The organism is Thalassospira sp. HJ, assembly GCF_000948415.1.
Classification (GTDB): domain Bacteria; phylum Pseudomonadota; class Alphaproteobacteria; order Rhodospirillales; family Thalassospiraceae; genus Thalassospira.
Genome location: NZ_JYII01000006.1, coordinates 73,805 through 99,711, shown reverse-complemented (window position 1 = coordinate 99,711; position 25,907 = coordinate 73,805). Strand labels below are relative to the sequence as shown.

General features: G+C 55.5%; 21 protein-coding genes. 15 read left to right on the top strand and 6 right to left on the bottom strand.

Annotation, left to right across the window (positions count from 1 at the left end):
- The first annotated feature begins 50 nt into the window (after nt 1–50).
- Together UF64_RS02430 and mgtE are read left to right on the top strand one after the other, a co-directional pair.
- On the top strand, nt 51–2,342 hold the full coding sequence (locus UF64_RS02430) for an NADP-dependent malic enzyme (RefSeq protein ID WP_044827029.1): 2,292 nt from the start codon (nt 51–53) through the stop codon (nt 2,340–2,342).
- A gap of 178 nt (nt 2,343–2,520) precedes the next feature.
- On the top strand, nt 2,521–3,924 hold the full coding sequence (gene mgtE, locus UF64_RS02425; RefSeq protein ID WP_044827028.1) for a magnesium transporter: 1,404 nt from the start codon (nt 2,521–2,523) through the stop codon (nt 3,922–3,924).
- A 106-nt stretch (nt 3,925–4,030) separates the two neighbouring features.
- Here the strand turns inward: mgtE and UF64_RS02420 are convergent, their stop codons facing one another.
- Nucleotides 4,031–6,655 (bottom strand): EAL domain-containing protein, encoded by a 2,625-nt coding sequence (locus UF64_RS02420; RefSeq protein ID WP_044827027.1) that lies wholly within the window; start codon nt 6,653–6,655, stop codon nt 4,031–4,033.
- Between the two features lie 386 nt (nt 6,656–7,041).
- Here UF64_RS02420 and UF64_RS02415 point away from each other — a divergent pair, with 386 nt between their 5' ends.
- The gene (locus UF64_RS02415; RefSeq protein WP_044827026.1) at nt 7,042–8,433 is read left to right on the top strand and encodes a class I SAM-dependent RNA methyltransferase; all 1,392 of its coding nucleotides are present in this window, start codon (nt 7,042–7,044) and stop codon (nt 8,431–8,433) included.
- Between the two features lie 179 nt (nt 8,434–8,612).
- Nucleotides 8,613–9,671 carry a hypothetical protein gene (locus tag UF64_RS02410; RefSeq protein ID WP_044827025.1) on the top strand — a complete coding sequence of 353 codons (1,059 nt, stop codon included), beginning with the start codon at nt 8,613–8,615 and terminating at the stop codon, nt 9,669–9,671.
- A 42-nt stretch (nt 9,672–9,713) separates the two neighbouring features.
- On the opposite strand, the gene UF64_RS02405 is transcribed toward UF64_RS02410, so the two are convergent.
- Nucleotides 9,714–10,229, bottom strand: coding sequence for an SH3 domain-containing protein (locus UF64_RS02405; protein ID WP_044827024.1), 516 nt, complete (start codon nt 10,227–10,229; stop codon nt 9,714–9,716).
- A gap of 200 nt (nt 10,230–10,429) precedes the next feature.
- Between UF64_RS02405 and UF64_RS02400 the strand changes: the two genes are divergently transcribed.
- From UF64_RS02400 to UF64_RS02370, 7 genes are all read left to right on the top strand, one after another.
- A complete protein-coding gene (locus UF64_RS02400) occupies nt 10,430–11,416 on the top strand; it encodes a D-glycerate dehydrogenase (protein ID WP_008890071.1) in 987 nt (328 codons plus the stop codon).
- 415 nt (nt 11,417–11,831) lie between these two features.
- Complete coding sequence (locus UF64_RS02395) at nt 11,832–12,221, top strand: hypothetical protein (RefSeq protein ID WP_044827023.1); 390 nt, start codon at nt 11,832–11,834, stop codon at nt 12,219–12,221.
- 162 nt (nt 12,222–12,383) lie between these two features.
- Complete coding sequence (locus tag UF64_RS02390) at nt 12,384–13,070, top strand: fumarylacetoacetate hydrolase family protein (RefSeq protein WP_044827022.1); 687 nt, start codon at nt 12,384–12,386, stop codon at nt 13,068–13,070.
- Nucleotides 13,071–13,131: 61 nt separating this feature from the next.
- Nucleotides 13,132–13,929 (top strand): exodeoxyribonuclease III, encoded by a 798-nt coding sequence (xth, locus tag UF64_RS02385; RefSeq protein ID WP_044827021.1) that lies wholly within the window; start codon nt 13,132–13,134, stop codon nt 13,927–13,929.
- 193 nt (nt 13,930–14,122) lie between these two features.
- A complete protein-coding gene (locus UF64_RS02380) occupies nt 14,123–14,959 on the top strand; it encodes a hypothetical protein (RefSeq protein WP_044827020.1) in 837 nt (278 codons plus the stop codon).
- Nucleotides 14,960–15,387: 428 nt separating this feature from the next.
- Nucleotides 15,388–16,236 (top strand): OmpA family protein, encoded by an 849-nt coding sequence (locus UF64_RS02375; RefSeq protein WP_044827019.1) that lies wholly within the window; start codon nt 15,388–15,390, stop codon nt 16,234–16,236.
- Nucleotides 16,237–16,266: 30 nt separating this feature from the next.
- The gene (locus UF64_RS02370; RefSeq protein ID WP_044827018.1) at nt 16,267–16,464 is read left to right on the top strand and encodes a YqaE/Pmp3 family membrane protein; all 198 of its coding nucleotides are present in this window, start codon (nt 16,267–16,269) and stop codon (nt 16,462–16,464) included.
- 95 nt (nt 16,465–16,559) lie between these two features.
- Here the strand turns inward: UF64_RS02370 and UF64_RS02365 are convergent, their stop codons facing one another.
- The 3 genes from UF64_RS02365 to htpG form a co-directional block, all read right to left on the bottom strand.
- On the bottom strand, nt 16,560–16,790 hold the full coding sequence (locus UF64_RS02365; protein WP_044827017.1) for a hypothetical protein: 231 nt from the start codon (nt 16,788–16,790) through the stop codon (nt 16,560–16,562).
- A gap of 3 nt (nt 16,791–16,793) precedes the next feature.
- Nucleotides 16,794–18,128 carry a deoxyguanosinetriphosphate triphosphohydrolase gene (locus UF64_RS02360; RefSeq protein ID WP_235284934.1) on the bottom strand — a complete coding sequence of 445 codons (1,335 nt, stop codon included), beginning with the start codon at nt 18,126–18,128 and terminating at the stop codon, nt 16,794–16,796.
- Between the two features lie 157 nt (nt 18,129–18,285).
- Nucleotides 18,286–20,160 carry a molecular chaperone HtpG gene (gene htpG, locus UF64_RS02355; RefSeq protein ID WP_044827016.1) on the bottom strand — a complete coding sequence of 625 codons (1,875 nt, stop codon included), beginning with the start codon at nt 20,158–20,160 and terminating at the stop codon, nt 18,286–18,288.
- A gap of 303 nt (nt 20,161–20,463) precedes the next feature.
- Here htpG and UF64_RS02350 point away from each other — a divergent pair, with 303 nt between their 5' ends.
- A complete protein-coding gene (locus UF64_RS02350; RefSeq protein ID WP_044827015.1) occupies nt 20,464–20,790 on the top strand; it encodes an HPF/RaiA family ribosome-associated protein in 327 nt (108 codons plus the stop codon).
- 187 nt (nt 20,791–20,977) lie between these two features.
- Here the strand turns inward: UF64_RS02350 and UF64_RS02345 are convergent, their stop codons facing one another.
- Complete coding sequence (locus tag UF64_RS02345) at nt 20,978–21,568, bottom strand: NADPH-dependent FMN reductase (protein ID WP_044827300.1); 591 nt, start codon at nt 21,566–21,568, stop codon at nt 20,978–20,980.
- Between the two features lie 113 nt (nt 21,569–21,681).
- On the opposite strand from UF64_RS02345, the gene soxR reads away from it, so the two are divergent.
- The 3 genes from soxR to UF64_RS02330 all read left to right on the top strand — a co-directional run bounded on the left by soxR (nt 21,682) and on the right by UF64_RS02330 (nt 25,716).
- Nucleotides 21,682–22,143, top strand: coding sequence for a redox-sensitive transcriptional activator SoxR (soxR, locus tag UF64_RS02340; protein ID WP_044827014.1), 462 nt, complete (start codon nt 21,682–21,684; stop codon nt 22,141–22,143).
- A gap of 158 nt (nt 22,144–22,301) precedes the next feature.
- Nucleotides 22,302–25,211, top strand: coding sequence for a helicase-related protein (locus UF64_RS02335; RefSeq protein WP_044827013.1), 2,910 nt, complete (start codon nt 22,302–22,304; stop codon nt 25,209–25,211).
- A gap of 97 nt (nt 25,212–25,308) precedes the next feature.
- A complete protein-coding gene (locus UF64_RS02330; RefSeq protein WP_044827299.1) occupies nt 25,309–25,716 on the top strand; it encodes an RNA-binding S4 domain-containing protein in 408 nt (135 codons plus the stop codon).
- Nucleotides 25,717–25,907: the final 191 nt, after the last annotated feature.

Here is a 25,907-nt window from a genome sequence, read left to right as displayed (position 1 = left end):
AACCGGTTAACGGTTAATTTATGTAAATACCTGAAATCAAAGGTATTATAATGGCAAATAGAAATGACAAGCTGCGCGAAGCAGCTTTGGACTATCACCGGTATCCCACCCCGGGGAAATTGTCCGTAACGGCAACCACCACCCTTGCCAACCAGCGTGACCTTGCCCTGGCCTATTCGCCGGGCGTTGCGTTCGCGTGCGAGGAAATCGTCAAAAACCCCGATACTGCCGCCGATTACACCGCACGCGGCAATCTGGTTGGTGTGATTTCCAACGGCACGGCGGTGCTGGGCCTTGGCCCGATTGGCCCGCTGGCCTCCAAGCCGGTGATGGAAGGCAAGGCGGTTCTGTTCAAGAAGTTCGCCAATATCGATGTCTTCGATCTGGAAGTGAACGAAACCGATCCGGAAAAATTCATCGATATCGTTGCCGCCCTGGAGCCGACTTTCGGGGGTGTTAACCTCGAAGACATTAAGGCGCCGGAATGCTTCATCATCGAGAAGGCATTGCGTGAACGCTGCAACATTCCGATTTTCCACGATGACCAGCATGGTACAGCAATCTGTGTGGCTGCTGCGGTCCTTAATGGTCTGCGCGTTACCGGCAAGGATATCAACAAGGTCCGCCTTGTGACATCGGGTGCCGGTGCGGCCGCACTGGCATGTCTGAACCTTCTGGTGTCCATGGGCCTGCCCAAACACAACATCACGGTCACCGACCGGTTCGGTGTGGTCTACAAGGGCCGGGCCGAAGAAATGGATCCGTGGAAGGCCGAATACGCGATTGAAACCAACGCGCGTACATTGAGCGACGTGATCGAGGGTGCTGATATCTTCCTGGGTCTGTCCGCTCCGAACGTCATGGGCGAGGAAGAGCTTCGCAAGATGGGCGAAGGCCCGATCATTATGGCGCTGGCCAACCCGACCCCGGAAGTTTCCCCGGAACTGGTTAAAGAAATCCGCCCGGATGCCGTGATGGCGACCGGTCGTACGGATTACCCGAACCAGGTGAACAACGTTCTTTGTTTCCCGTTCCTGTTCCGGGGCGCGCTTGATGTCGGTGCGACCGAGATCAACGAGGAAATGAAAATTGCCGCGGTCGAGGCGATTGCCGACCTTGCCAAGGCCGAAGTTTCCGACGTGGTGGCAACCGCCTATGGTGGAGAGGAGCTTAAATTCGGTCCGGAATATCTGATCCCGAAGCCGTTTGACCCGCGCCTGATGCTTGAAATCCCGCCGCGTGTTGCGAAGGCCGCGATGGATAGCGGCGTTGCCAAGCGCCCGATTGAGGATTTTGACGAGTATCGCCAGCAGCTTGAAGGCTTTGTCTTCCGCTCCGGTCTTGTCATGAAGCCGGTCTTTGACGTGGCACGGTCGCACAAGAAACGCGTTGTCTATCCCGAAGGCGAATCGCGTCGTGTTCTGCAGGCCTGTCAGGTGCTTGTCGATGACGGCATTTGCCATCCTGTTCTGATTGGCCGTCGTGAGGTTATCCTTGAACGGATTACCGAGCTTGGCCTGCGTCTTGTCCCGGACGAGCAGATCGAAATTCACGATCCCGATGATAATCCGCATTTCGAACAGGATTGGCAGGACTTCCACAACATCATGGGTCGTCGCGGGATCAACCCGGAATATGCCCGTGCGATTGTCCGTACCCGTCCGACCGTGATCGCGGCGCTGATGCTGCGTCGTGGGGAAGTCGATGCGATGCTGTGTGGCTGTCAGGGCGGTTTCCTGCGCCATCTGCGCTATGTCCGCAATCTTGTGGGCCTGCGTAAAGGTGTGACCGATTTCTCGACCGTCAACATGATGATCATGAAGCAGGGGACGTTCTTCCTGACCGATACTTATGTTTCGGTGGACCCGACCCCGGAACATGTGGCGGAAACCGCGATCATGGCAGCCGACGTGGTCAAGCGTTTCGGCATTACGCCAAAGGCCGCTTTGATTTCGCATTCCAACTTCGGCAGCCACGAAAACAAGTCGGCGTGCAAGATGCGTGATGCGCTTCAGCTGATCCGAACGCAGGCGCCTGATCTTGAGGTCGAAGGTGAAATGCATGCGGATGCGGCAATTTCCCAGCCGATCCGTGACCGAATCTTCCCGCATTCGATGCTGAGCGGTTCGGCCAACCTTCTGGTCATGCCGACCCTTGATGCTGCCAACATCTCCTATAATATGGTCAAGATGCTGGGTGATGGACTTCCGGTCGGGCCGATTCTGGTTGGTGCGGCCAAGTCCGCCCACGTTGTCAGCCCGTCGATTACCGTGCGCGGTATTGTCAACATGACGGCGATTGCCGTTGTTGATGCCGTAACGCGCAATCAGGAAGGCCAGTAAAACATAACGCCATCCCTGTTCCGTTTGCGGGGCAGGGATAGTGATTTGCCATCGGGCCCTTGACCGGGGCAATGGGATGGCGCAGAAACAGCCGTGTCGGGCATTGGAACCAAAAGCCCGGCACGGCGTTTGATATTTTGCAGGAAACAGCGGCAGCGCGTTAAGCAGGGAGGGGCAGATGACAGGTCAGGTTGAAGAACTCGACCGTCCGGCAGATACGTCTTCCGGCGATGAATATGTCGATCTTACTCCCGAATATGCCCGCGAAGTTTTCGATGCCCTCGGCGACGAGGATAGCAGCAAGGCAGCCGACCTTCTGGGCGAGCTGCACTTTGCCGATATCGCCGACCTTCTGGGTTGGGCCAGCTCCAATCAGCGTGAACAGCTTGTCGATCTGATCCGTCCGGATTTTGATCCGGAATTCCTTACCGAACTTGATGACGAACTTCGGGAAGAAGTCATTGGTCTTCTGGGCACCGACGTGGTGGCCGAGGCGATCACGGAACTTGATTCGGATGACGTCGTCGAGGTCATCGAGGACTTTGACGAAGAAGAACAACGCGAACTTCTTGGTGCGTTGTCCGATATCGAACGTGCCCGTGTTGAAGAGGCGCTTTCATATCCGGAATATACCGCCGGTCGTATCATGCAGCGCGAGCTGGTGGCGATCCCGGATTACTGGTCGGTCGGGCAAACCATTGACTTCCTGCGTTCGGCCAAAAGCCTGCCGGAAGATTTCTATGACATCATTGTCGTTGATCCGCGTTATAGCCCGGTTGGGATCGTGCCGCTGTCGCGTGTGATCCGGACCAACCGTCCGGTGCTGATTCGCGATGTCATGGAATCGGATGAAATGCGCACGGTCGTCGTGACCGAGGAACAGGAAAACGTCGCCCATTTGTTCCGTCAGCGTGACTTGATTTCCGCCCCGGTCGTTGATGATAGCGGACGACTGGTCGGTGTGATCACGGTCGATGACGTCGTTGACGTTATTGACGAGGAATACGAAGAAGACATGATGCGCCTTGCCGGTGTTGGTGAGGAAGATGACCTTTCAAGCGCCATTCTGGCGACCACGCGGTCACGCTTTACATGGCTTCTGGTTAATCTGGGCACTGCAATCATGGCATCGCTTGTGATCGGGCTTTTTGAAGGCACGATTGAAAAACTGGTGGCACTTGCGGTTCTGATGCCAATCGTCGCCTCCATGGGCGGGAATGCCGGTACGCAGACCTTGACCGTTGCGGTGCGTGCCATTGCCACCCGTGAACTTTCCAGCACCAACGCATGGCGCGTTATTCGCAAGGAAGTGGCGGTGTGTGGCCTCAACGGGATTGCCTTTGCCATTCTGTCGGGCGCTGTCACCTGGCTTTGGTTTGATGATATTCTGCTGGGGGCGGTCATCGGTGTTGCGATGATTATTAACCTGCTGTTTGCCGGATTGTTCGGGGCGTTGATCCCGCTTGGGCTGGAGCGCGCCGGTATTGACCCGGCGGTGTCGTCATCGGTCTTCCTGACAACGATTACCGATGTGGTCGGCTTCTTTGCCTTCCTCGGATTGGCGGCGGCGTTCCTGCTTTAGCATTGCCGTCTGATCGTTTAGACGTCGTCATGAAAAACAAAACCCCGCAGCCAGTTTGGTGCGGGGTTCTTGGTTTTCTGAACGGCAGGTCATCGCCGTTGGTATTTTAGCCGGACTTCTTGTCATCCGCCGGACCGGACGCCTTTTTCGGTGCTGGCTGGCTTGGCGCTTGGTGGATCAGAAGTTCTTGCGTATCTGCCGCATCGCGCGGGGCCGACAGCAGGAAGCCCTGGATCTCATCGCACTCGGCGGCCTGAAGTGAAGCCATCTGTTCTTCGGTTTCAACGCCGACGGCCACGACCTTGCGGTTGAGGCTTTTACACAGGCGGATGGCAGGTTGTAGCACGCTGTTTTCCGGCTGTTCATCAAGTGCCACGTTAAACAGCGACTTCGACAGCTTGATGCGCTGAACCGGGAAGCGTTTCAGATAACGAAGCGACGTGTTGCCCGCTGCAAAGTGATCGAGCGTCAGGCCAATACCGGCTTCGGAGAAGCGATAGAATTGACCAAGGGCGCGTTCCGGATCGCGCATGGCGATTTCTTCGGAAACCTCGATCTCGATCATCGCCGGATCAATTTCATGTTCGGCGGTCAGATCGGTGATGTTCTTGATCAGGTCGGCCTGAATGAACTGGCGGCTTGAAACGTTCAGCGCAATCGGTACCGGGACATAGCCCTGGCGCCGCCAATCGGCGACCTGCTTGCAGACGGTTTCAATGATCCAGTGACCCAGCGGGGACAGCAGACCGGTCCGGTCGGCAACCGCGATGAAATCGGGCGGCAGGCGGCGCTTTCCGCTGTCATCAATCCAGCGCAGCAGGGCTTCGAACCCGGTCAGCATGCGATCCGATGTGCGATAACGCGGCTGATATTCCAGAACAAAGCGCTTCTCATCGACCGCACGCCGAAGCTGCGTTTCCATCGACAGACGCGCATGCATGACGTTGTTCATCGTCTCGACAAAGAAGCAATAAGACGATTCTGCCGACTTCTGGGCGCGATACATCGCTGCATCCGCATTGGCCATTAATTGCGACGGCGCACGCGCATCATTCGGATAAAGCGCAACACCGACACTGACATGCAGGCGGATTTCATCGCCCGTGGTGGTCAGGATCGGTTGTGACATGGCCTCAACCACGCGTTCGGCAACCAATGCGGCACCCTCTGCTTCCGACAGGTCGGTCGCGATAATGGCAAACATATCGCCCGAGAACCGCGCACAGGTGTCCTTTTCACGTACTGTAGCGCGCAGACGACCGGAAATGGTGCGCAGCGTTTCATCGCCGACATCGGCACCGAACCGGTCATTAATCGCCCGGAAGTTGTCGATATCAACGACAAGAACCGACAGCAGCTTTTCATAACGTTTGGCGTGCGCCACCGCCTGATTAAGGCGATCCTCAAACAGGGCATGGTTGGGAAGACCGGTCAGCGGATCATGGGTTGCCAGATAGCGCAGGCGGTTGGCCGATGCATTGGCCGCCGGGTTGTGATGCAGGGTAATGTCAACGCAATCGGGATGGGTTGCCGACGGCTTCATCGCCAGATTGCAGACAACGTGAACGCCTTCGGCACTGCGGACAATCCACTCGCGCCGAAGTTCGTCATCACCACGGGTGATCGCAAGCAGCATCTTTTCCTGTGATCGGCGTGATGCGGTGCCATCGGACTGGAATTCCGGTGCGAGGTTATAGAACCGGATAAAGCCGTAATCCTCTTCGCGGAGGTCGAAGAACTCGGCGGTTTCCGGCGACATCGATTTCAGATGACCATCAAGCTTGGTAATCGAAAGCGACAGGTCATTGATGTCATCGCCGGCATTGATGTGATGAACCGTCCGGCGCAGGGCGGCCTTTTGCCGGTTGGTCAGCAAGAAGACGATGGTGGTGAACAGAACCGTCGTCAGCGCACCGAACATTACGATCAGTTCGGGATTTACTGTGCTTTGCGCCAGTTTGGGATCGGCAATAACGTCAACCTGCCATTGGCGACCGACCACATCAAACGGCACCGTGTGCTGCAGGGTTTCGTCATCCCCCTCGCCACGGATTTCAAATAGCACCGTGTCGCCTTCGCGCACACGGACGGTGTAATCCTCGACCTGTTCGGTATTGATGACCGAGGCCAGCATGGAGCGAATTCGAAACGCCCCGTTGATGATGCCGATAATCTCGCCATCGCGGCCCAAAACCGGGCTATAGGCCGCAAAACCACGCCCGCCCTGCATCAGCTCAAGGGTCGGGGTGATTTGTGTGCGGCGCTGATCAAGCGCAATATCGAGAACCGGACCGGCCAGCGGATGACGTTTAAGATCCGCCCCCATGGCCGGGACGTTGCCCTTGATCGGGGCGACATAAAGAATGATGTAGTTTGGCGTGATCCAGTTGATCGCCTGCAGGGCGGGGAACCGGCTTTCCAGCGGGGTCGCAACAGAGAGATATTCGCTCTCGTCCTCGGGCGGGCCGCCCTGCCAGTTGTCGGCAAAGCTTTCAAGAACAGCGAGGTTGTTGTTCACAATGCCTTTGACCTGCTGGGCGACGGCGTTGGCCGTGATCTGCCCGGCAGATTGCAAAATGGCCCGGCGGTTGTTTTCAACCGTTTGCCAGATCAGGAAAGTGGCTGTGACAAAGAAAGCCGCCGTCAGAAAACCCGCCGCCAAAGCCCGCTTTTTCAGGCGCGACGTTTGCTTGTTTGCGTTTTCCTCAGCCTGCTTTGTTTCTTCTTCCATGTCTCCCCCAACATAGTGACACGTCCTGATCCTCCCCGATCAGGCGGCGTGCCGATATCTGGCAATACCAGTTTCCACCAATGTTTTTCTGTCATTGATGGATGAAAAAAGGGCGCTGTCACTCTGATTGATCAAAATCGCTACCATTCTTTTATGGTGTTATTCTTACACGACTTTAAGGGGTTGGTCGCCTTCATTTACGCATTAATTTTCCCGCGTGATGACCAAAAAGCATTCCGTGACAGTGTTTTGAGGCAGGTTTGGCGATAATAAATCCGCTTAGCCCCTGTTCTGAAAACGTGAAGTGGTGTATCTCAGGCGGTAACCCGACACCCCGCAGACATCGTCGGTTTTCGTGTGACAAAGATCACCCCCAGAGAGAGTTCATGAAACACCATCACCGCAATCCCCGTGCCCGTGGGGGACGCAAACGTCAACCATCCCGTCGTGATCCACTGATCGGGTTTGAAGCAGACGTAACCATCGAACAGATCGGTGCGCGCGGCGATGGTATTGCCCATGTCACCGCGCCTGATGGCAAGTCGGTGCTGATCTATGTTGATTGCGTCCTGCCCGGCGATGAAGTGCGGGTCGCACTCCGCCAAAAGCGCGGCGATGGGTATGGGGCTGAGGTCGTTTCGGAAATTGCGCGCGCTGATGGCTATAGTGCGCCGCGCTGCGCGCATTTCAAGGAATGCGGTGGTTGCGCGCTACAGCACATGAACGATGATGATTACCGCACCTGGAAACGTGACAAGGCGCTGATCGCCCTTCAGCGCGCTGGCCTTGACCCCGAAGACGCCGACGATCTGGTCGGGGATGTTGAAATCTCGCCACCGGCAAGTCGGCGGCGCGCTGGGTTTTCGGTGCATGTCGGGGCGACAGGCGTTTTTGTCGGCTTCCATGGCCGGTTCAGTCACACCGTTCTGAATGTGCCCGATTGTGCGGTTCTGCGCCCGGAACTGATGGCGTTTCGCGAAGCATTTGTGATGTTTCTGGAAAACTGTCCGCCCGAGCATGCGCGCGATATCAAGGAAGTCTTTGTTACCCTGACCGATACCGGTCTGGATGTGCTGGTCCATGCCAGCAACGACCCGGACCTTGATATGCGACAGAATCTGGCGGAATTCGCCGATCATCAGAATATCGCCCGGCTAAGCTGGAAGAGTGGCGATCGTGCCGATGAGCCGGTTGCAGCCCGCCATACCCCGTTGGTCCGGTTTGAAGGGATCGATGTGCCGATTGCGCCGGGGGGCTTTTTGCAGGCAACCTGTGAAGGCGAACAGGCACTGGTTCGTGCCATCACCTCGGCCGTTTCTGATATTGCGCCCAAAAACGTTGCTGATCTTTTCTGTGGTGTTGGCAGTTTCACATTTTCACTGGCCCTGTCAGGCAAGCGCCGTTCGGTCACGGCGGTTGAAAGCGATCCGCGCGCGGTTGAGCTGCTGCAATATGCGGTGGGGCAATCAGGCAGCCCGATCAAGGTTGTGCGCCGCGATCTGTTTCGACAGCCACTTAGCGGGGATGAACTGCGCGGATTTGATCTGGTGGTGTTTGACCCGCCGCGTGCCGGTGCCCTTGCCCAGTGCGAGGCGCTGGCCGTTGATGGACCGGAGTGGGTTCTGGCGGTGTCATGCAATCCTGCGACCTTTAGCCGCGATATGCGCGTTCTGCGCAATGCCGGTTACGAGATCGAAAAAGTCGTGCCGGTCGATCAGTTCCTGTGGTCATCGCATCTGGAATTGTTCGCGGTCTTACGCTGTACGTCCAATGGCTAAGACCTAGTTCGCGCACTGGTTCGCTTTGGGGCTTAATTTTTCTTCACTGATATACTATACTAGTGGCTGGTATTTCCGCCGGACACCAGGATGGTCAGGTGGGCAATGGGTCGAAGACAATCGATCCGTTGTCCGTGCAGCACGTAGTTGCCTTGCCGGCTTGTTTGAGCGGAAAAGCAATGGAACCACTGGCCAGTCAGCTGCCGATCTATACCAACACTGCGCGTGCAATCGCACCGCAGAACAGGTTGATTGCGTCTGAAAGCAGCCAGTTTTCTGCTGACAGCCAGAGCTCAAACCGCAATTCCGACTCGGTTCGCAATGCCGGGTACACCAGCGCACAATTAAACGGCTCGCTTGGCAATGCGGGTGCACTTCTTGATCAGGCATCAACGGATCTTTCGCGGATCGGCAGTGCCTTGGACGAGATTGATGCGCTGGTCACGATTGCCGAAGAAAATACAGATCTTTCGACGCAGCAACGCGCGCAGCTGAATGCGCAGATCGAAGATTACCTGACCCAGATCGACGATATTGCCGCCAACAGCAATTTTGAGGGCCGTGACCTTCTGGCGTCTGATCAATCGATCACGTTGCAGGTTGGTACCGGCACATCATCGGACAATCGCATTGATATTGATCTGTCGGCATCAAGTGCCGAGGACCTGGCGACCGGTCTTTCGAACATTGATGTTTCCGACACTGCCGGTGTTACGAATGCGCGCACGCTAGTGGATGAAGCCCAACAAGCGCTGCGTGATCACGAAATCTCGCTGGCGGCGGATCAGGGCAGCCTTGGCACCGCACAGGATCAGAACCGGATTTCTCAGGTCGCGGGTGAGAACATCCTGCAGGCGCAACTGGCCGCATCTGAAACATCCGGTCGTGAAGATGCGCAGGCACGTATTTCGGAAAATCTGCAGGCGTATCTTGGCGACGTTTCGTCCCAGCTTGCCAGCCAGACAGTCGCCGTTGGTGGCATTACCCTGCCTGAACCGCGTCCGGACCCTGTTCCGGAACAGGAAGAAGATCCCTTCCTTGATGCGACAGCCGAAGAAGATGGCACCAATCCGGGGCAGGACTTCCTTGGCCAGTCGATTCCTGGCAGCGGGGCAGCACAGCCGTTCGCAACGCCAGCCTTTGGTGGATATGACAGCGGCGGCAATGGCACATTTGGCAGCAGCGGTGGCACAGGTGGTGCGGATCGTCCGACCAACCGGGTTTCTGTCGACGCCTGATTCCGGCTTTGAAATGATTTAGGGCGGCAAACCCGAAGGATATTATCCTTCGATGTTCTCGCCGTCATAGATACCCCAGAAGCCATGGCGGGGCGCCCAGCCTTCGAAATCACCAAAACGCAACTGACACCAGTCAACTGTTGTCGGGCAATCTTCGATGCGGCCGATCACGCTTGCCGAAACCAGTGCAATCTTGCGGGCGTTTTTGTCGGCTGCGGAATACAGCGTGATGTTTTCATCGGTAACGATGACATGGCGCGACCCGATCAGAAGGCTTTGATGCACCCAGCCTTCGCTGCCTTCCCAGTCGCGTACCTTGCGCCAGGTATCAAATTCCGACACCACTTCCATCGGCATGTTGCGACGATGATAAATCCAGACTTTCGGATACCGAAGGCCGGGGCCGGAGCGCAGGAACACCTTGTCAGAACGCAGTGCGACAAATCGCGGGATCGGCAGGCCCGATTCCTGTGCGCTGGCCACGATCGGCGTGGTCAGGCTCGTCAGAATCGCCAAGGCCATGAAGCGATACAGAAATTTGCGCAAATTCTGCGGCATCTTGTTGGTATTCCCTCGTTTATTCTCATTACGCGGCTTTTGTAAAAATTCGCGATTGCGAAATAAAATTACAAAAATTGCGTCAAAATCCTTGCTTTTGTACCTTGCGGCATGGCATCACTGCAGTGCGGCAGGGCACCAAAGTGCAACATGCCTTATTTTGTCTGAAAAAGAGTTAAAAGACCGCATAGGATCGGCACATGACCAAGAAAAAACCGCTTGTCGTCGTGACCCGGAAGCTGCCGGAAGCGATTGAAACCCGCATGATGGAACTGTTTGACGCACGTCTGAATATTGACGATGCGCCGATGAGCAAGCAGGAACTGATTGATGCGGTCAAGGAAGCCGATGTGCTGGTGCCGACCGTGACCGACAAGATCGACGCCGCGGTTCTGGCGCATGCTGGTCCGAACCTGCGTCTGATTGCCAATTTCGGCACCGGTGTTGACCATGTCGATCTGCAGACCGCACGGTCGCGCGGCATCACCGTCACCAACACGCCAGATGTCCTGACCGAAGACACCGCCGATATGACCATGGCACTGATTCTGTCGGTATCGCGCCGACTGGCTGAGGGCGAGCGTCTTATTCGCAAGGGCGAATGGGCTGGTTGGGGGCCGACGCTGATGCTGGGTCATCGTATCTGGGGCAAGCGTCTTGGCATTGTTGGCATGGGCCGTATTGGCCGGGCACTTGCGCGCCGGGCAAAGGGTTTTGGCCTGTCGGTGCATTACCATAACCGCCGTCGTGTGCACCCGGATATCGAAGAAGAACTTGATGCGACCTATTGGGAAAGCCTGGATCAGATGTTGGCCCATGTCGATGTCATTTCGGTCAACTGCCCGCATACGCCAGCGACCTATCACCTGCTGTCTGCGCGTCGTCTGAAACTGATGCAGCCGCATGCCATTCTGGTCAACACTGCGCGTGGCGAGATTGTTGACGAACCGGCGCTGACCCGGATGCTGGCGGACGGGGAAATTGCCGGTGCCGGTCTTGACGTGTTTGAGCACGAACCGGCGGTGAACCCGAAGCTGCTTGAGCTGCAAAATGCTGTTCTGTTGCCGCATATGGGATCGGCCACCATCGAGGGCCGCGTTGATATGGGCGAGAAGGTCCTGATCAACATCAAGACGTTTGTCGATGGTCACACCCCGCCAGACCGGGTAATCGAAGGATTGCTGTAATCCACAATTCATAACGATTTTAAAGGGGTGATACGGGTTGTATCACCCCTTTTTTCTTAAAGCATGTTGCATTCAATCTGCCTCATTTTGCCGGAGATAACCTTCCGTCTGGCAAGGAAAGGGCCGCCGAACGTAGCGGGGCTACGTTCAAGGGGCTTGACGCTGCGGGGCGGAAGGTTATCCCGGCCCGAAGGGTTTGTTTTTGGCGGCGTTTCGCAGCGTTACAGCGTTTGACCGATGCGCCGCATCGCTCTGCACACTGTGCCTTGCCAAACTGCACGCCAAAAACAAACAAAATGAAGCAGATTGAATGCAATATGCTTTTACTCCCCATATGTGGATATCGAAGTTCATCCGATATCGGCATTTTCCCCGGCGTTCACACCGAGCGATTTCGATTTCGGGAAATGCACACATGGTAAGACTGTCAAATACGATTGCTGCTGATCACGTTCTGGCGACCCCGGCCAATGGCGATGTTGCATCCTGTCTTGCGACCCGCGAAGTCGCGCTGCAGGGCCCTTGCGTGGTATCAGGCGTTCAAAGCCGCCATGCCGAGGAAATCGTGTTTATGCGTTCCGGAAATGTCGAGATTTCGGATGGTGACGGCAATGTGTTTGAAGGCCATGACAGCTGCATTTCGATCCTGCAGGGGCAGCGATACCATCTGCATGTCAATGCGGGTGAAACGGCACGGCTTCTGATCCTGTCTGTACCGCCGCTTCATGATCCGGAAAAGTTTTCTGTTCTTCAGGCCGCCAAGACCAAGGTCCGCGACATGATCCTGGACGAGAACTGGTGCTGATCGGATCGAATGACAGGCTTCCTGCAAAGCCATAATCGGCCCTCCTGACAATTCCTGACAATTCCTGACAGCAGAAGCGTTCCAACGCGTTTTGGTCGTTTCTTTCTGACCCGTGCTTGTTTATGACTGTGGGACAGTTTGAATAAACAACATGGGGTCATCATGAGTTTGATCTTTGACGCACCTGCACCGACGACCATTCCGGTTCAGGGCACGAACGACGTTTTCCCGGTAAATCGCATTTTTTGCATCGGCAAGAACTACGCCGAACATGTCCGCGAAATGGGATCGGATCCCTCTGACACCCCGCCTTGTGTGTTTATGAAGCCGACCGACTGCCTGGTTGTTGGCAATGGCGATCTGCCATATCCGTCGGGCACCGAAGATTTGCACTATGAAGGTGAACTGGTCGCAGCCCTGTCCAAGGGGGGCAAGGATCTGGATCGTGCTGCTGTCGAAGACGCCATTTTCGGTTATGCTGCCGGTCTTGATATGACCCGCCGTGATGTGCAGGCGGGCCTTAAGGAACGTCGGCTGCCATGGGATATGGCGAAGTCCTTTGATGGTTGTGCGGCCATTTCCGCGATCCAGCCCAAAGCCGATGCCGGCAACCCGCATGCGACCAATCTGAAATTGTCGGTTAATGGCGATGTCCGCCAGAACGACACCACGGAGAAGATGATCTGGCCGGTGGTCGATGCGCTGATGCATCTCTCGACCCTGATTGAACTGAAACCGGGCGATCTTCTGTTTACCGGAACGCCCGAAGGCGTTGGTCAGGTCGTGCGCGGCGATCGCATGGATCTGGTGATTTCCGATGTTGCGGAACTGTCCGTCACCCTGAAATAGGAACTTTCAGGGGATTGCGGGTCAGGAGCCCAACCTGAAAAGAACGAAAACGGAGTCCGTTTTGAAAATCGTAAGCTGGAATATCAATTCCGTTCGACTGCGCATTGAACAGGTCATCAAGTTCCTTGAAGACCAGCAGCCTGATGCGCTGTGCCTGCAGGAACTGAAATGCCCGGATGAACATTTCCCCCACGATGCCTTTGAGGCGGCGGGCTATGTTCATCGCCATAACCACGGCATGAAAAGCTATAACGGGGTGGCGATCATTTCGCGGCTGCCGTTTATCGAGACCGACATCAAGCATTTCTGCGGCAAGGAAGATCGTCGTCACTGCATGGCGAAGTTCGAAAACGGTGTCGAGCTGCATAACTTCTATATCCCGGCTGGCGGTGATGAACCGGACCCGGCGATCAACGAGAAATTCGCCCACAAGCTGTCCTTCATTGATGAAATGACCAGCTGGTGGGGCGAACGTCGCGCCGCTGATCCGGACCGTAAAGCGGTATTGGTCGGGGATTTCAACATCGCACCGTCGGAAAACGATGTCTGGTCTCATAAGCAGCTTCTGAAAGTGGTCAGCCACACACCGGTCGAGGTCGAAATCCTCGAGAAATTCCGCCAGTCCGGCGATTTCATCGACGCCGTGCGCGAAGTTGTGCCTGAACCCGAAAAGTTGTTTAGCTGGTGGAGCTACCGCGCACGCGACTGGCGCGCGAGCAACAAGGGCCGGCGTCTTGATCACGTCTGGATGACGCCGAATATGGCTGGAACGGTCCGCACTGCATCGGTTTATGACCTTGCCCGTGATTGGGAAAAGCCATCCGATCATGCACCCGTTGTGGTCGAGTTCAGTCTTTGAACCATCGATAATTGAAGACATCAAAACAGCGGATCAGGGAAACCTAATCCGCTGTTTTGTCATGTGAAATAACTTGATTGTCAGTCCGATCAGCGCAACTCTTCTGGTTGAACGAAACCGGACGCGTGCCCATTTGCCTTTCATGGCATAAAATTCGCGCAGTTTCGATGGCTCATTACGCAGGATACGGGCAATGAAAAAGATACTGATTGGTCTGGCCGCGATCATCGTTTTGGTCGTTGGCGGGCTTGTATATGTTTACGTCAATCTAGATGACATCGTGAAATCCACCATCGAAGAGGCCGGCACGCGTGTGACCCTGGCCGATGTCACGGTTGACGGGGTATCGATTGAAACAACGCAAAACACCGCCGCTATCAACGGGCTGGTGGTCGGCAACCCTGACGGGTTCAATACCGATTATGCGTTCTCGCTCGGCAATATTTCGGTGCGCCTTGATGGTTCGACCCTGACCAGCGATACCATCCGGATCATCGAAGTGGTGGTTGATTCACCAAGCGTAATTTACGAGCTGGGCAATGGCAGTTCAAACATCGCGACCATCCAGCGCAATGTTGAGGCATTTGTTCAGCGCGTCTCGGGCCCGACCGGTGCCGGTGGCGCGGATAGCGAAGCATCCGGTGATGCTGCCGACGAAGGCGGAACCAAGATCATTATTGATAATGTCTATGTCCGGAATGGTGATGTCGGCGTTTCAGCTGGCTTCCTGCAGGGCAAGAAGCTTTCGACCAACCTGCCTGAAATTCACCTGACCGATGTTGGCAAGGATGATGGCGGTGCGACCCCGGCCGAAGTAGCCGGTGAAATCCTGACCGCGATCAACACCTCTGTCTTCAAGGCGGTTTCCAGCCTGAATGTTGATGGGTTGCTGCAGGGTGTTGGCGATCTTGGCAAGGGTGTCGTTGGTGCCGTTGGCGGAGCTGCCAGTGGCGGTGGTACCAAGCTTAAGGAAGGGGCCGACGCGCTTGGTGGCGCGGTCAAGGGCCTGTTTGGTGGTTCTTCGGACTAAGCCATCATCTGATGGCAATCGCCTGAACTGATCTTTGGCCCGGCGGATTGACCATGATCCGTCGGGCCTTTGTGTTTGTGGGGCAAACCCACAAATTTTTTCTGTTGTTGATGCAGCGGGATGTTAGCGGGTTATGAATTTTCTCTATCCCACTGCTTTTTTTCATGAATTTGACTTCTATATATTTCTGGATAGGGATAAGTATATCCACAATCTGTGTTGTCTTGGGGGACTAGTCCAAGGACTTGGGACGGGTCAAAATCCGGGGTCAGGTCTTCTGATCTGATTGATGACAAGAGTGACATGGAAAAGACGGGCCAAAAGGCCTGCCATTTTGGCCAGACAAGACATTGGGAACAAATGTCGGCATGGCCAAAACATAATGGGATTGGGATCCCGACAGTCGGTCAGACCAAGGAGTAAAACCGATGAAAGCTAAACTGCTTGCCGTTGTATCCGCCGCTGCCTTTCTGAGCGCGTGCGCAAACATGAACATCCCCGGAGTACGCGAGATGGCCGACGAAGGGTCGGCTTTTGACGCGGCTCTTCACCAGAATTATGCCGACCTTGCCCAGGCAGAATATGACGAAGCCGATTGGTCGGATGCGCGTTATTTCACCAACCGTTCCAAGACCGCAGCCATGGGCATGGATGCCGGCCCGCAGGCCATTGCCGAGCGTAACCTTCCGGAAGGTTCTGTGGCCGAAGTCGAAGTTGCACGTGCTGATTTGATGTCGGCCCTTGAGGCCGGTGGTCGTGAAAAGGCTGCAAGTGCTGCTGCCCGTGCGCAGACCGGTTTTGATTGCTGGTTGCAGGAACTCGAAGAAAACATCCAGCAGGAAGACATCGATAACTGCCGTTCGGCATTCTATCAGGCACTGGCCATCGTACAGGCCGAACTCGACACCGGTCCGGCCCCGATGGCAGCAATGCCGATGCCGGTTCCGATGAATGTCTATTTCGGTTTCGACAGTGCCGCAATTGACGGCAAGGCGATGTCGGTCGTTGATGGTATCGTCGAGGCCTATGGCCGTTACGAGCCGAAAATGATCAGCCTTGTTGCCTATGCTGACCGTGCCGGTGATGCGATGTATAATGACATCCTTGCCAAGTCGCGTGTTGATGCGGTCGTCAAGGCACTGCGTGACGGCGGTGTTCCGGCAAGCAAACTTGCAATCAGCATCAGCGGCGAAGCCAATGTACCGGTTTCAACCGCAGACGGTGTGCCGGAGCAGGGCAACCGCGTTGTGACGGTCACTTTCGAAGACGGCATGTAAGCACGTCGAACCAAAAAGGGGATTTCATCCATGCGTCTATTGATCGCACTTATTCTGCCCTGGTTGCTTTTCTTTACCATCGGGCGTCCGATTGCAGGTGTTATCTGCCTGATTTTGCAGATCACCCTCGTCGGTTGGGTTCCGGCGGCAATCTGGGCGGTTTACTCGCTCAGTCAGTATAACACTGACAAGAAAATCAACAGCGCCATGGGTGGTGGTCAGGACTAACTGTCTGACCCTGTTCACCAGATCGGTGGACACCACAAACCCGAATAGCAAAGGCAGGCTTTTTAGCCTGCCTTTCTTTTTGCCTTGTATGTTCTTTACTGAAGTTTGCGCCTTACACCACCGATGAACCGGCGAATCAGGCGTGAGATAACAAAGCGCGTGATGAAAAAGGTCACGGCACTGGCAACGGACGGCCAATACCATGCTTCGATTTCCGGACGTGTGCTTTGATCAACAAGGCCATAGATGATCGCGGCCAACGCCCCTGCGCCCAGAAAGGCAGTGCGACGCTGGTAACGGTAAATAAAGTGACCAAACAACCACATGGCTTAATGCTGTCCGCCGCCGATATCACGCGCAAGGCGTGCGGCGAAATCATCGGTCATGCCCGATACGTAATCAAGAATGACCAGATACAGATCATAAAGCGGCGCCCCGATGGGCATCGCATCATTACCGATCAGTTCGCGCACCCGGCCAGTGCGATAGGATATATCGGCTTCCGACTTGGCATGATGGACATCAAGGGCGGTCTTGCAGAACGTTTCAAGCAGGGTTTCAAGATGGGCAAAGGCGCCGACCTCGATCTGGACCTTGCGCCGGTTAAGAATGATCTGCTTTTCCGAGAATGACTTCGCCTGCGTGATCAGATCGTTATAGGGGCCCTCAGCACAGGCCAGAAGATCGCCTTTCCATTCCCCGGCCAAAAGGGCTTCTTCGTTGGCGACAAACGCGTTGACCAAGGCGTCCAGAAGCCCGGTCATGATCTTGCCACGCAGGAAGGAAATTTTGCGGCTGGAATTAGGTTCGCGATGGTATTCGGCCGGAATTTCATCGGTGATGCAGGGCAGGAGCATCTTTTCCAGAACATCGAACTCGACCAGTTCAAGTTCCACGCCATCCTCGATATCGATCAGGGCATAGCAAACATCATCGGCCGCCTCGACCAGATAGACCAGCGGATGACGACAGAACGATTGATCACCGGTGCGGATCAGGCCGGTCGCATTGGCGACCTCTTCGAGCAGGGCGAATTCTTTTTGAAACGCCCCGAACTTCTTTTTCTGCGGGAAGGGACTTCCGGCTGCCGACCAGGGATATTTCAGGAAACTGGCCAAAGTCGCATAGGTCAGGCGCATTCCGCCGTCATACAGACCAGTCCGTTTGTTGGTGAGAAGGCGGAAGCCCTGGGCATTTCCCTCATATGTCGTCAGATCGGCGAACTGCTCGGCATTCAGGCTTTGGGTGAATTCCGGGGCGGCGTCGACGAACCACTGACGGATGGCGTACTCGCCGGCATGGCCAAAAGGCGGGTTGCCGATATCATGACAAAGTGCTGCTGCTTGGACGATGGCGGCCATGTGATCGGGCTCGATCGCGTCGGGCAGGCTGCCCTTTTCGTGCAGGCGATGACCAACCGTAAGCCCCAGTGATCTTGCAATGCAGGAAACCTCAAGACTATGGGTCAAGCGGGTATGGACATTGTCATTTTCCGGAAGGGGATGGACCTGCGTCTTGCGCTGCAGACGGCGAAAGGACGCCGAAAAGATGATGCGGTCATAATCCTTGTGGAAGTCAGATCGGCCAAATTGCCCGACACTGGAATGACGGGTGCCAAGGCGCGCCGGTGAAAGCAGTTTTTGCCAGTTCATCATCGCTGTCATCGTGTTTTGTGCCTTCCCGCCCGACTTCGGTTCTCTGATATCTGGGATGTTTATGCCGCTTGTTGGTAAATAAGCATTTTAAATTTTGCGCAAAACCAAAAGAAAACGGCGCATCTTATGATGCGCCGTTTTGCAAAGATCGGATCTTTTGGGGTGATTATGCACCCAGACCCTTTTCCATCACCAGATCAAGGCGACGGGCAAAGCTGACCGGATCGGGCAAGGCTTCACCTTCGAGAATGCGGGCCTGATCAAGTAGCAACAGGGCTGCGTCATTCAGGATCGGTGCCTTGGCATCCTTGGTGGCAATGTCAGACAGCTTTTTGATCAGGCTGTGCTTCGGATTGATTTCAAGGATGCGCGGGCTGATTTCATCAACACGGTTGTGCTGTTTCATCAGGCGTTCCATACGCAGATCCATGCCCATTTCATCGGCAATCAGACAGCAGGCCGAACTGGTCAGGCGATCTGACTCCCGAACGTCTTTTACACCATTGCCAAGGGCCAGTTTGATTGCGGCAATCAGGGCAGATGCATCGCTTGCGGCGTCATCCTTTTTGTCGTCCTTGTCGGCTTCCTTGTCGTCAGACTTGATGTCATTGAGGTCCGCACCGCCACGGGTGACCGATTTGAAGTCTTTTTCTTCAAACTGGCCAACCGACGGCATCCAGAATTCATCCACCGGATCGGTCAGAAGCAGAACCTCGATCCCCTTGGCGGCAAAGCCTTCAAGCTGTGGGCTGCGTTTAAGGGCGTCAATATCCTCGCCGCTGATGTAATAGATCGCCTTCTGGCCGTCCTTCATGCGTTCGACATAGTCGGCAAGGGTCGTCCAGCCATCGCCATGGGTCGAGCGGAACCGCGCAAGTTTCAGGATCCGATCACGGTTGGTCTGGTCTTCATACAGACCTTCCTTGACGACCGAGCCGAAGTTTTCCCAGAAGGTTTCGTAACCCTCAGCATCTTTCTTGGCTGCGGTTTCAAGTTCGGACAGGACCTTTTTGGTCAGACCGTTCTTGATCTTGGTCAGCAACGGATGGTCCTGAAGCATTTCGCGCGAGACGTTCAGCGGCAGGTCCTGACTATCGACCACACCGGAAACAAAACGCAGCCACGGCGGCAGAAGCTCATCAGCGCCTTCGGTGATGAAGACCTTGCGGACATAAAGCTTCAGATGGCCTTTGCGCTGCGGATCATAGAGATCGAACGGGCGCATGGTCGGCAGATACAGAAGGCCGGTATATTCAATCGCGCCTTCTGCCTGATAGTGGATGGTCTTCCACGGATCATCAAATGCGTGCGAGGTGTGCTTGTAGAATTCCTTGTACTGTTCGTCGGTGATTTCGCTTTTCGGGCGGGTCCAAAGTGCGGATGCCTCGTTCAGCGTTTCATCACCATCCCCCTTCATCAGGACCACCGGAATACCAATATGGTCGGAATAGGTTTTGACGATATGACGCAGACGATGCTCGTCTGTGAATTCCTTGTTGTCGTCGGTCAGGTGCAGGGTGATCTGCGTACCGCGACCTTCCATCTCGGCCTCGGAGATGGTGTATTCGCCCTTGCCGTCAGATGACCATTTCCATGCTTGGTCCTCACCCGCCTTGCGGCTGACGACTTCGACCTTGTTGGCAACCATGAAGGCGGAATAGAAGCCGACACCGAACTGGCCGATCAGATCGACATCCTTGGCATTGTCGGATTTGGAAACGGCATCCAGGAACTTGGCGGTGCCGGAATTGGCGATGGTGCCCAGGTTATCGACCAGATCTTCCTTGTTCATCCCGATCCCGTTATCGGCAATCGTCAGAACATTGCGGACATCATCTGTCAGAAGGCGCACCTTGAAGTCGGCATCACCAGCGAGCAAATCCGGTTTGGCAATCGCTTCATAGCGCAGCTTGTCGCACGCATCCGAAGCGTTCGAGATCAGCTCGCGCAGGAAGATGTCCTTGTTGGAATAAAGTGAATGGACAACGATATCGAGCAGTCGGCTAACCTCGGCCTCGAACCGCATTTTTTCTTCCGTCATGACCTCTTTTTTCTCCTTTGTTTCAAGCGTCTGTCAGTCTCCTCCGATATTGGCAGAAGAACTGACTCCTCAACGGGTTAAAGTTTACGTCCTTAAACTAAACCGAGCTTGATATGCGTCAACGCATCTTGCAGCGCAAGTCTTGTATCCTAAGTATAAAGAAAGACGGTTTTATTACAGGGGCGCAGACAGAATTTTGGAAGCGTTCCTGAAAGTCCCCGAGCCGTTAAAAAACAGGCCGGGTTAATCGGCAGGGTGCAATGCCCTGTCTTGCGTCCAAGGCTTTAAACAGGAGGCCGTACCATGAAGGTTCCCGTTCAAATCACCTACCGTGATGTTGATCAGTCTGATGCGCTGGATGAGCGCATCCGTTTCAAGGTGCAAAAACTGGAAGAAACCTTCGACCGCATGACCAGTTGTCATGTCGTGGTGGAGCGCCCACAATCTTCTCATGCGCATGGAAACCGCTTTGCCGTGCATTTCGGCATCAATGTACCGGGCAAGGAAATCATGGTGAAACGCGATAGCGCCGATCATGCCCATGAAGACGTCTATATCGCGCTGAAAAACAGTTTCCAGGCCGCACGTCGGCAGCTCAAGGAATATGCAGACAAGATGCGAAACCACTAAGGTTTCAGAACGTCTGAAAGACAAAGAAAACGGGGTGACCATCTGGTCACCCCGTTTTGCGTTAATGGCCCTTAATCGGGGAGCAAAGAGTGGTGCATCAGCCCGTCCCTGTCAGGGGTGGGGGGGCTGTTCAAACAGCGACAGGCTGATGCAAGGCCGACGGGTGTGACGCCGGTCAGGACGCGGTTCAGGACGCGATGGCTTCAAGCAATTGAAGCTTGGCATGCGGATAGCGGGCTTCACGAAGGGCACCGGCCCACCATTTCAGATCCGTCATCATGTGATGCAGGGCGGCATTGGTGCCTTCAAGATCCTTGGGCCGGCCCGTTTCATCGAACTTGTCATGGGCGTGGGCAAAGCTGATGACGTCGCGCATGGTGACAACATGCAGTTCGGCAAAGACAAGCCGCAGCTGCTCGACCGCACGCAGGCCACCCGACATCCCGCCATAGGACACAAAGGCAAGCGGTTTGCGCTTCCATTGCGGTTTGGCGGCATCAATCAGCAGCTTTAGCTCGCCCGTGAAGCTGTGGTTGTATTCCGGGGTGACGACGACAAAGGCATCGGCCTCTGCCAGTGCCGTTTGAAGTTCTGCAACACCGGGGTGTTCGGCCCCGACATGGCGGGATGGCAGATCAAGTTTCGCCGGATCGATCAGATCAACGGAAAGCTCCTGATCAGATCGCAGCGTTTCAACCGCCCAATTGGCCACTGTTTCGCCGAAGCGCCCTTCGCGGGCGCTGCCAAGGATGACGGCGACATTGTATGTCTCTTTCACAACGCTCACTCCTATTGTTTTCTTTTCAATGGTTCTTGTTCTAGAACCTCAACAAAGGTTAAGGTCAACCGTGAAAACGAAACTTTCTGATATGCCGTGCCGGGAGAGGGAAAATGGCGGAAAAAGGGGCGCTACAGCGTTATCTGAGCGTTGGTGAAGTCGCGAAAAGATGCGGGATTGCGGTTTCGGCCGTGCATTTTTATGAGCGCAAGGGCCTGATCAGTTCCATCCGAACGGATGGCAACCAACGCCGTTTCCATCGTGGTGTGTTGCGCAAGCTCGCGATCATCAAGGTCGCGCAGAAAACCGGTATCCCGCTTTCGGAAATCGGGGCGGCGTTGGATAAGTTGCCGCGCAACACCGTACCAACCGTCAAGGATTGGGAGCATCTGTCATCGCAATGGCGCGATGACCTGAACGAACGGATCGACCAATTGACCCGTTTGCGTGACCAGTTGGGGCAATGCATCGGGTGCGGCTGTTTGTCGATTTCGGCCTGCCCGCTTTATAACCCGAATGACGCACTTGGCGGCGATGGCCCCGGGGCCAGATTGCTCGAACTCGAAGATGAATAGGCAGCTTTGCGCGGGGCCCGGTGATCTTTAGGTTTTGAACCGCTTTGAGTGGGGCCTTAGATCGTGGGTAGAAAGCTTGACATCGCGCCGGATCGCGTGTTGAAAGGCCCAATGATTGCGATGGCCCGGATCATTGGGCTGTCGATTGGAAAAGTTTGATGCAGATTTCAACCCGAACCGGTCCTCGTATCCTTGCCATATTGGGGCCGACCAACACCGGCAAGACCCATCTCGCTATGGAACGGATGTTGGCACATACGACCGGGATGATCGGGTTCCCGCTCAGGCTTCTTGCACGTGAAAACTATGATCGCGCGGTCGCCAAGGTCGGCAAGGGCGCGGTGGCATTGATCACCGGCGAAGAACGCATCCTTCCCAAAACAGCCCGCTATTTCCTGTGCACGGTCGAGGCAATGCCGGTCGCCAAGCAGGTCGATTTTCTGGCGATTGATGAAATCCAGATGTGTGCCGATCCGGAACGCGGCCATGTCTTTACCGACCGGCTTTTGCATGCGCGCGGGCGCCATGAAACCATGTTCATGGGAGCTGAAACCATCCGTCCGGTGATCCGCAAGCTGGTGGATAATGTCGAATTTGACCGCCGGGAGCGTTTTTCGACTCTGACTTACAACGGGGCCAAGAAAATCCAGCGTCTGCCAGCCCAGTCGGCCGTGGTGACGTTTTCCGCCCAGGAAGTCTATGCCGTTGCCGAACTGGTTCGACGCCAGAAGGGCGGGGCGGCTGTGGTGCTTGGCGCGCTAAGCCCGCGTACGCGAAATGCCCAGGTCGAGATGTTCCAGAATGGCGAGGTCGAACATCTGATCGCGACCGATGCGATCGGCATGGGCTTGAACCTTGATCTCAACCACGTTGCCTTTGCGGCGATGACCAAGTTCGATGGCAAGTTCAATCGCGGCCTGACCGCGGCTGAAACTGCACAGATTGCCGGTCGTGCCGGTCGTCACATGAATGATGGCACGTTTGGGGTGACGGGGAACCTTTCGGGGATCGATCCCGACATTATCGAACAGATCGAAGAACACGAGTTCGAACCGCTTGCCAAGGTTTTCTGGCGTAATGCACGGCTTGATTTCCGAACGGTGGACGCGCTGCAGAAATCGCTGCGTCGGCGATCAGACGATCCGACCCTTATTCTGGCGCGCGAGCCGGTGGACGAGATCATGCTCGATCATCTGGCGCGCAACGAGGATGTCGCACGCATCGCAACCGCACCCGATCGGGTACAGTTATTGTGGGAAGTCTGCCAGATTCCCGACTTCCGAAATATCCATACCGATGCCCATCCGAGGCTGCTAACATCTATCTATCGCTATCTTGCGAAACCCGGAAGCAAACTGCCCATCGATTGGCTGGGCGAACAAATCTTGCGTCTGGATCGTTATGATGGTGATATTGATCAGTTGTCATCACGTTTGGCAGGTATTCGCGTCTGGACATATGTGTCGCACAAGCATCACTGGCTCGAAGATGCCAATCATTGGCAGGAACGCACGCGGGCCATTGAGGACAAGCTCTCAGATGTGCTACATGAACGCCTGACCCAAAGGTTCGTTGACAGACGAACCTCGGTTTTATTGAAAAGTCTCAAGGACAAGTCTGAACTCATGTCTACCATCACTGCGAATGGTGAAGTACAGGTCGAAGGTGAATTTGTCGGCCGTCTTGACGGATTCCGTTTCATTGCTGATGAAACCGATGCTGCTTTTGAAGGCAAGGCAATCGCCAGTGCCGCACGTCGCGCGTTGACCGGCGAAATTGCCCAACGTGTCAAACAACTTGAAACTGACGAAGACGACAAGTTCGCAGTTAACGGACAACTCGATGTGCTGTGGAACGGCGCACAGGTTGGTGTGCTGAAAAAAGGTGACACGGTGCTGTCGCCTGAAGTTCAGGTCATCGATAGCGAGTTCTTTGACGGTCCGACCCGTGAACGGGTGCGTACCCGCCTGCAGAATTTCATCAATGCCCATATCGAAACGCGTCTGAAGATGCTGACCCGCCTGCGTGATTGTCAGCTGTCCGGACCGATTCGCGGTCTTCTGTTCCAACTGAACGAAGGTCTGGGCTGTGTGCCGCGTTCGGAACTCGAAAGCCTGGTCAAGGACCTGTCTGACGAAGACCGTAAGGCACTTGCCAAACTTGGCGTGCGTCTTGGTGTTGAAACCGTCCATGTGCTTGATGCGCTCAAACCCGATCCGGTTGAGCTGCGCGGCATTCTTTGGGCCGTTGCACGCGAACTCGATGCGCTTCCGGAATTGCCACCGGCAGGCCGGACCTCGGTCCCGAACGACCGTGCGAATTCCAAGGGCTTCTACCTTGCGGCCGGTTACATGCCGGTAGGCCCGCTTGCCGCACGTGTGGATATGTTGGAGCGCTTTGCCGCTCTTCTGCGTCAGAAGGCGCGTGAAAACGATGGCAAGGTACGTCCTGATCCTGATCTGCTGTCACTTCTGGGCTGCACGGTCGAGCAGGCCGAAGGCGTGTTCACCGCCCTTGGCTGGCGCGCCGAGGTAACCAAGGTCAAGAAATCCGAACTTGATGCCAAGGAAGCCGAGAAAAAGGCCGAGGAAGCTGCCAAGGCAGCCAAGCCTGAGGCCGACAAGGCAGAAGGTTCTGAAGCCGCAGCAACCGAAGCCAAGGCAGACGCCCCGGCGGAGGAACCTGTACCAGCGGAAGCAAAGGCAGAACCGGCTGAAGCCGCTGCTGAAGCATCTGCGGCCTCGACCGAAGAAACAGCTGCTGAAGCCCCGGCGGTTGAAACCGATGCCGATGGTGACGAACTGGTCGAAGTCAAATACTTCGTCCGTGTCGATCGTCGCAAACGCGGTGGCGGTCAGAACCGTGGTCAACGTGGTGGCCCGCGCCAGGAAGCACGTGGCAAAGGCGGCCCGAAAGGCAAGGGTGGCAATCGTCCGAACCAGGGCGGCAAAGGTGGCCGTGGTGGCAAGCCGCGCGGTGGTCGCAATCAGGCACCGGAAAAAGCCAACCAGATCAACGAAGATTCGCCGTTTGCCAAGCTCAAGGAAATGCTTGAAGCCAAGGGCTGATCGTATCGGACTTTATGCATTGAACGGCGACCCTTGCGGGTCGCCGTTCTGCTTTCCAAGTGTATAATATCGTGTTGTTTGCAGGAATTCGGTGATCGTGACGGAACAGGCAGAGAAGCTTCGGATTGATAAATGGCTGTGGCATGCGCGGTTCTACAAAACCAGATCGCTTGCCAGCAAGGCATGCCAGTCCGGCCATATTGTCCTGAACGGTCAATCGGTATCAAAGGCCAGTGTTACAGTGGTTGCCGGTGATCGCCTGCAATTCTTTCAGGGGCCGCATTTGCGCGTGGTCGAGGTCGTCGCCCTTGGCGAACGTCGCGGTCCAGCGCCCGAGGCACAGACGCTTTATGTTGACCATTCCCCGCCGAGAGTTCCGAAAAAGGATGTCGCATCCGATATTCGCACCGCACCGGTTGGTGAACGCGAAGCAGGTGCCGGGCGGCCAACAAAGGCCGAACGTCGTGCGCTCGACCGGTTGCGCGGCGAAGACAGCAATGCATAATATGCGCTGGTATAGATAATCTTTATACCGTAACTGATCCAGACCCGCCGAGGCGGGGGTAAGATGGTTCACATCAGGTTGTATTTTCGCCACGATCTTCTTGCTTTGGATGGGGCGATCCGGTATGTATCCTATCTCATTGTATATGCCCTCCACTTTGGGGTGGTGGATTTTGTGAGGTTCGGGAGCTC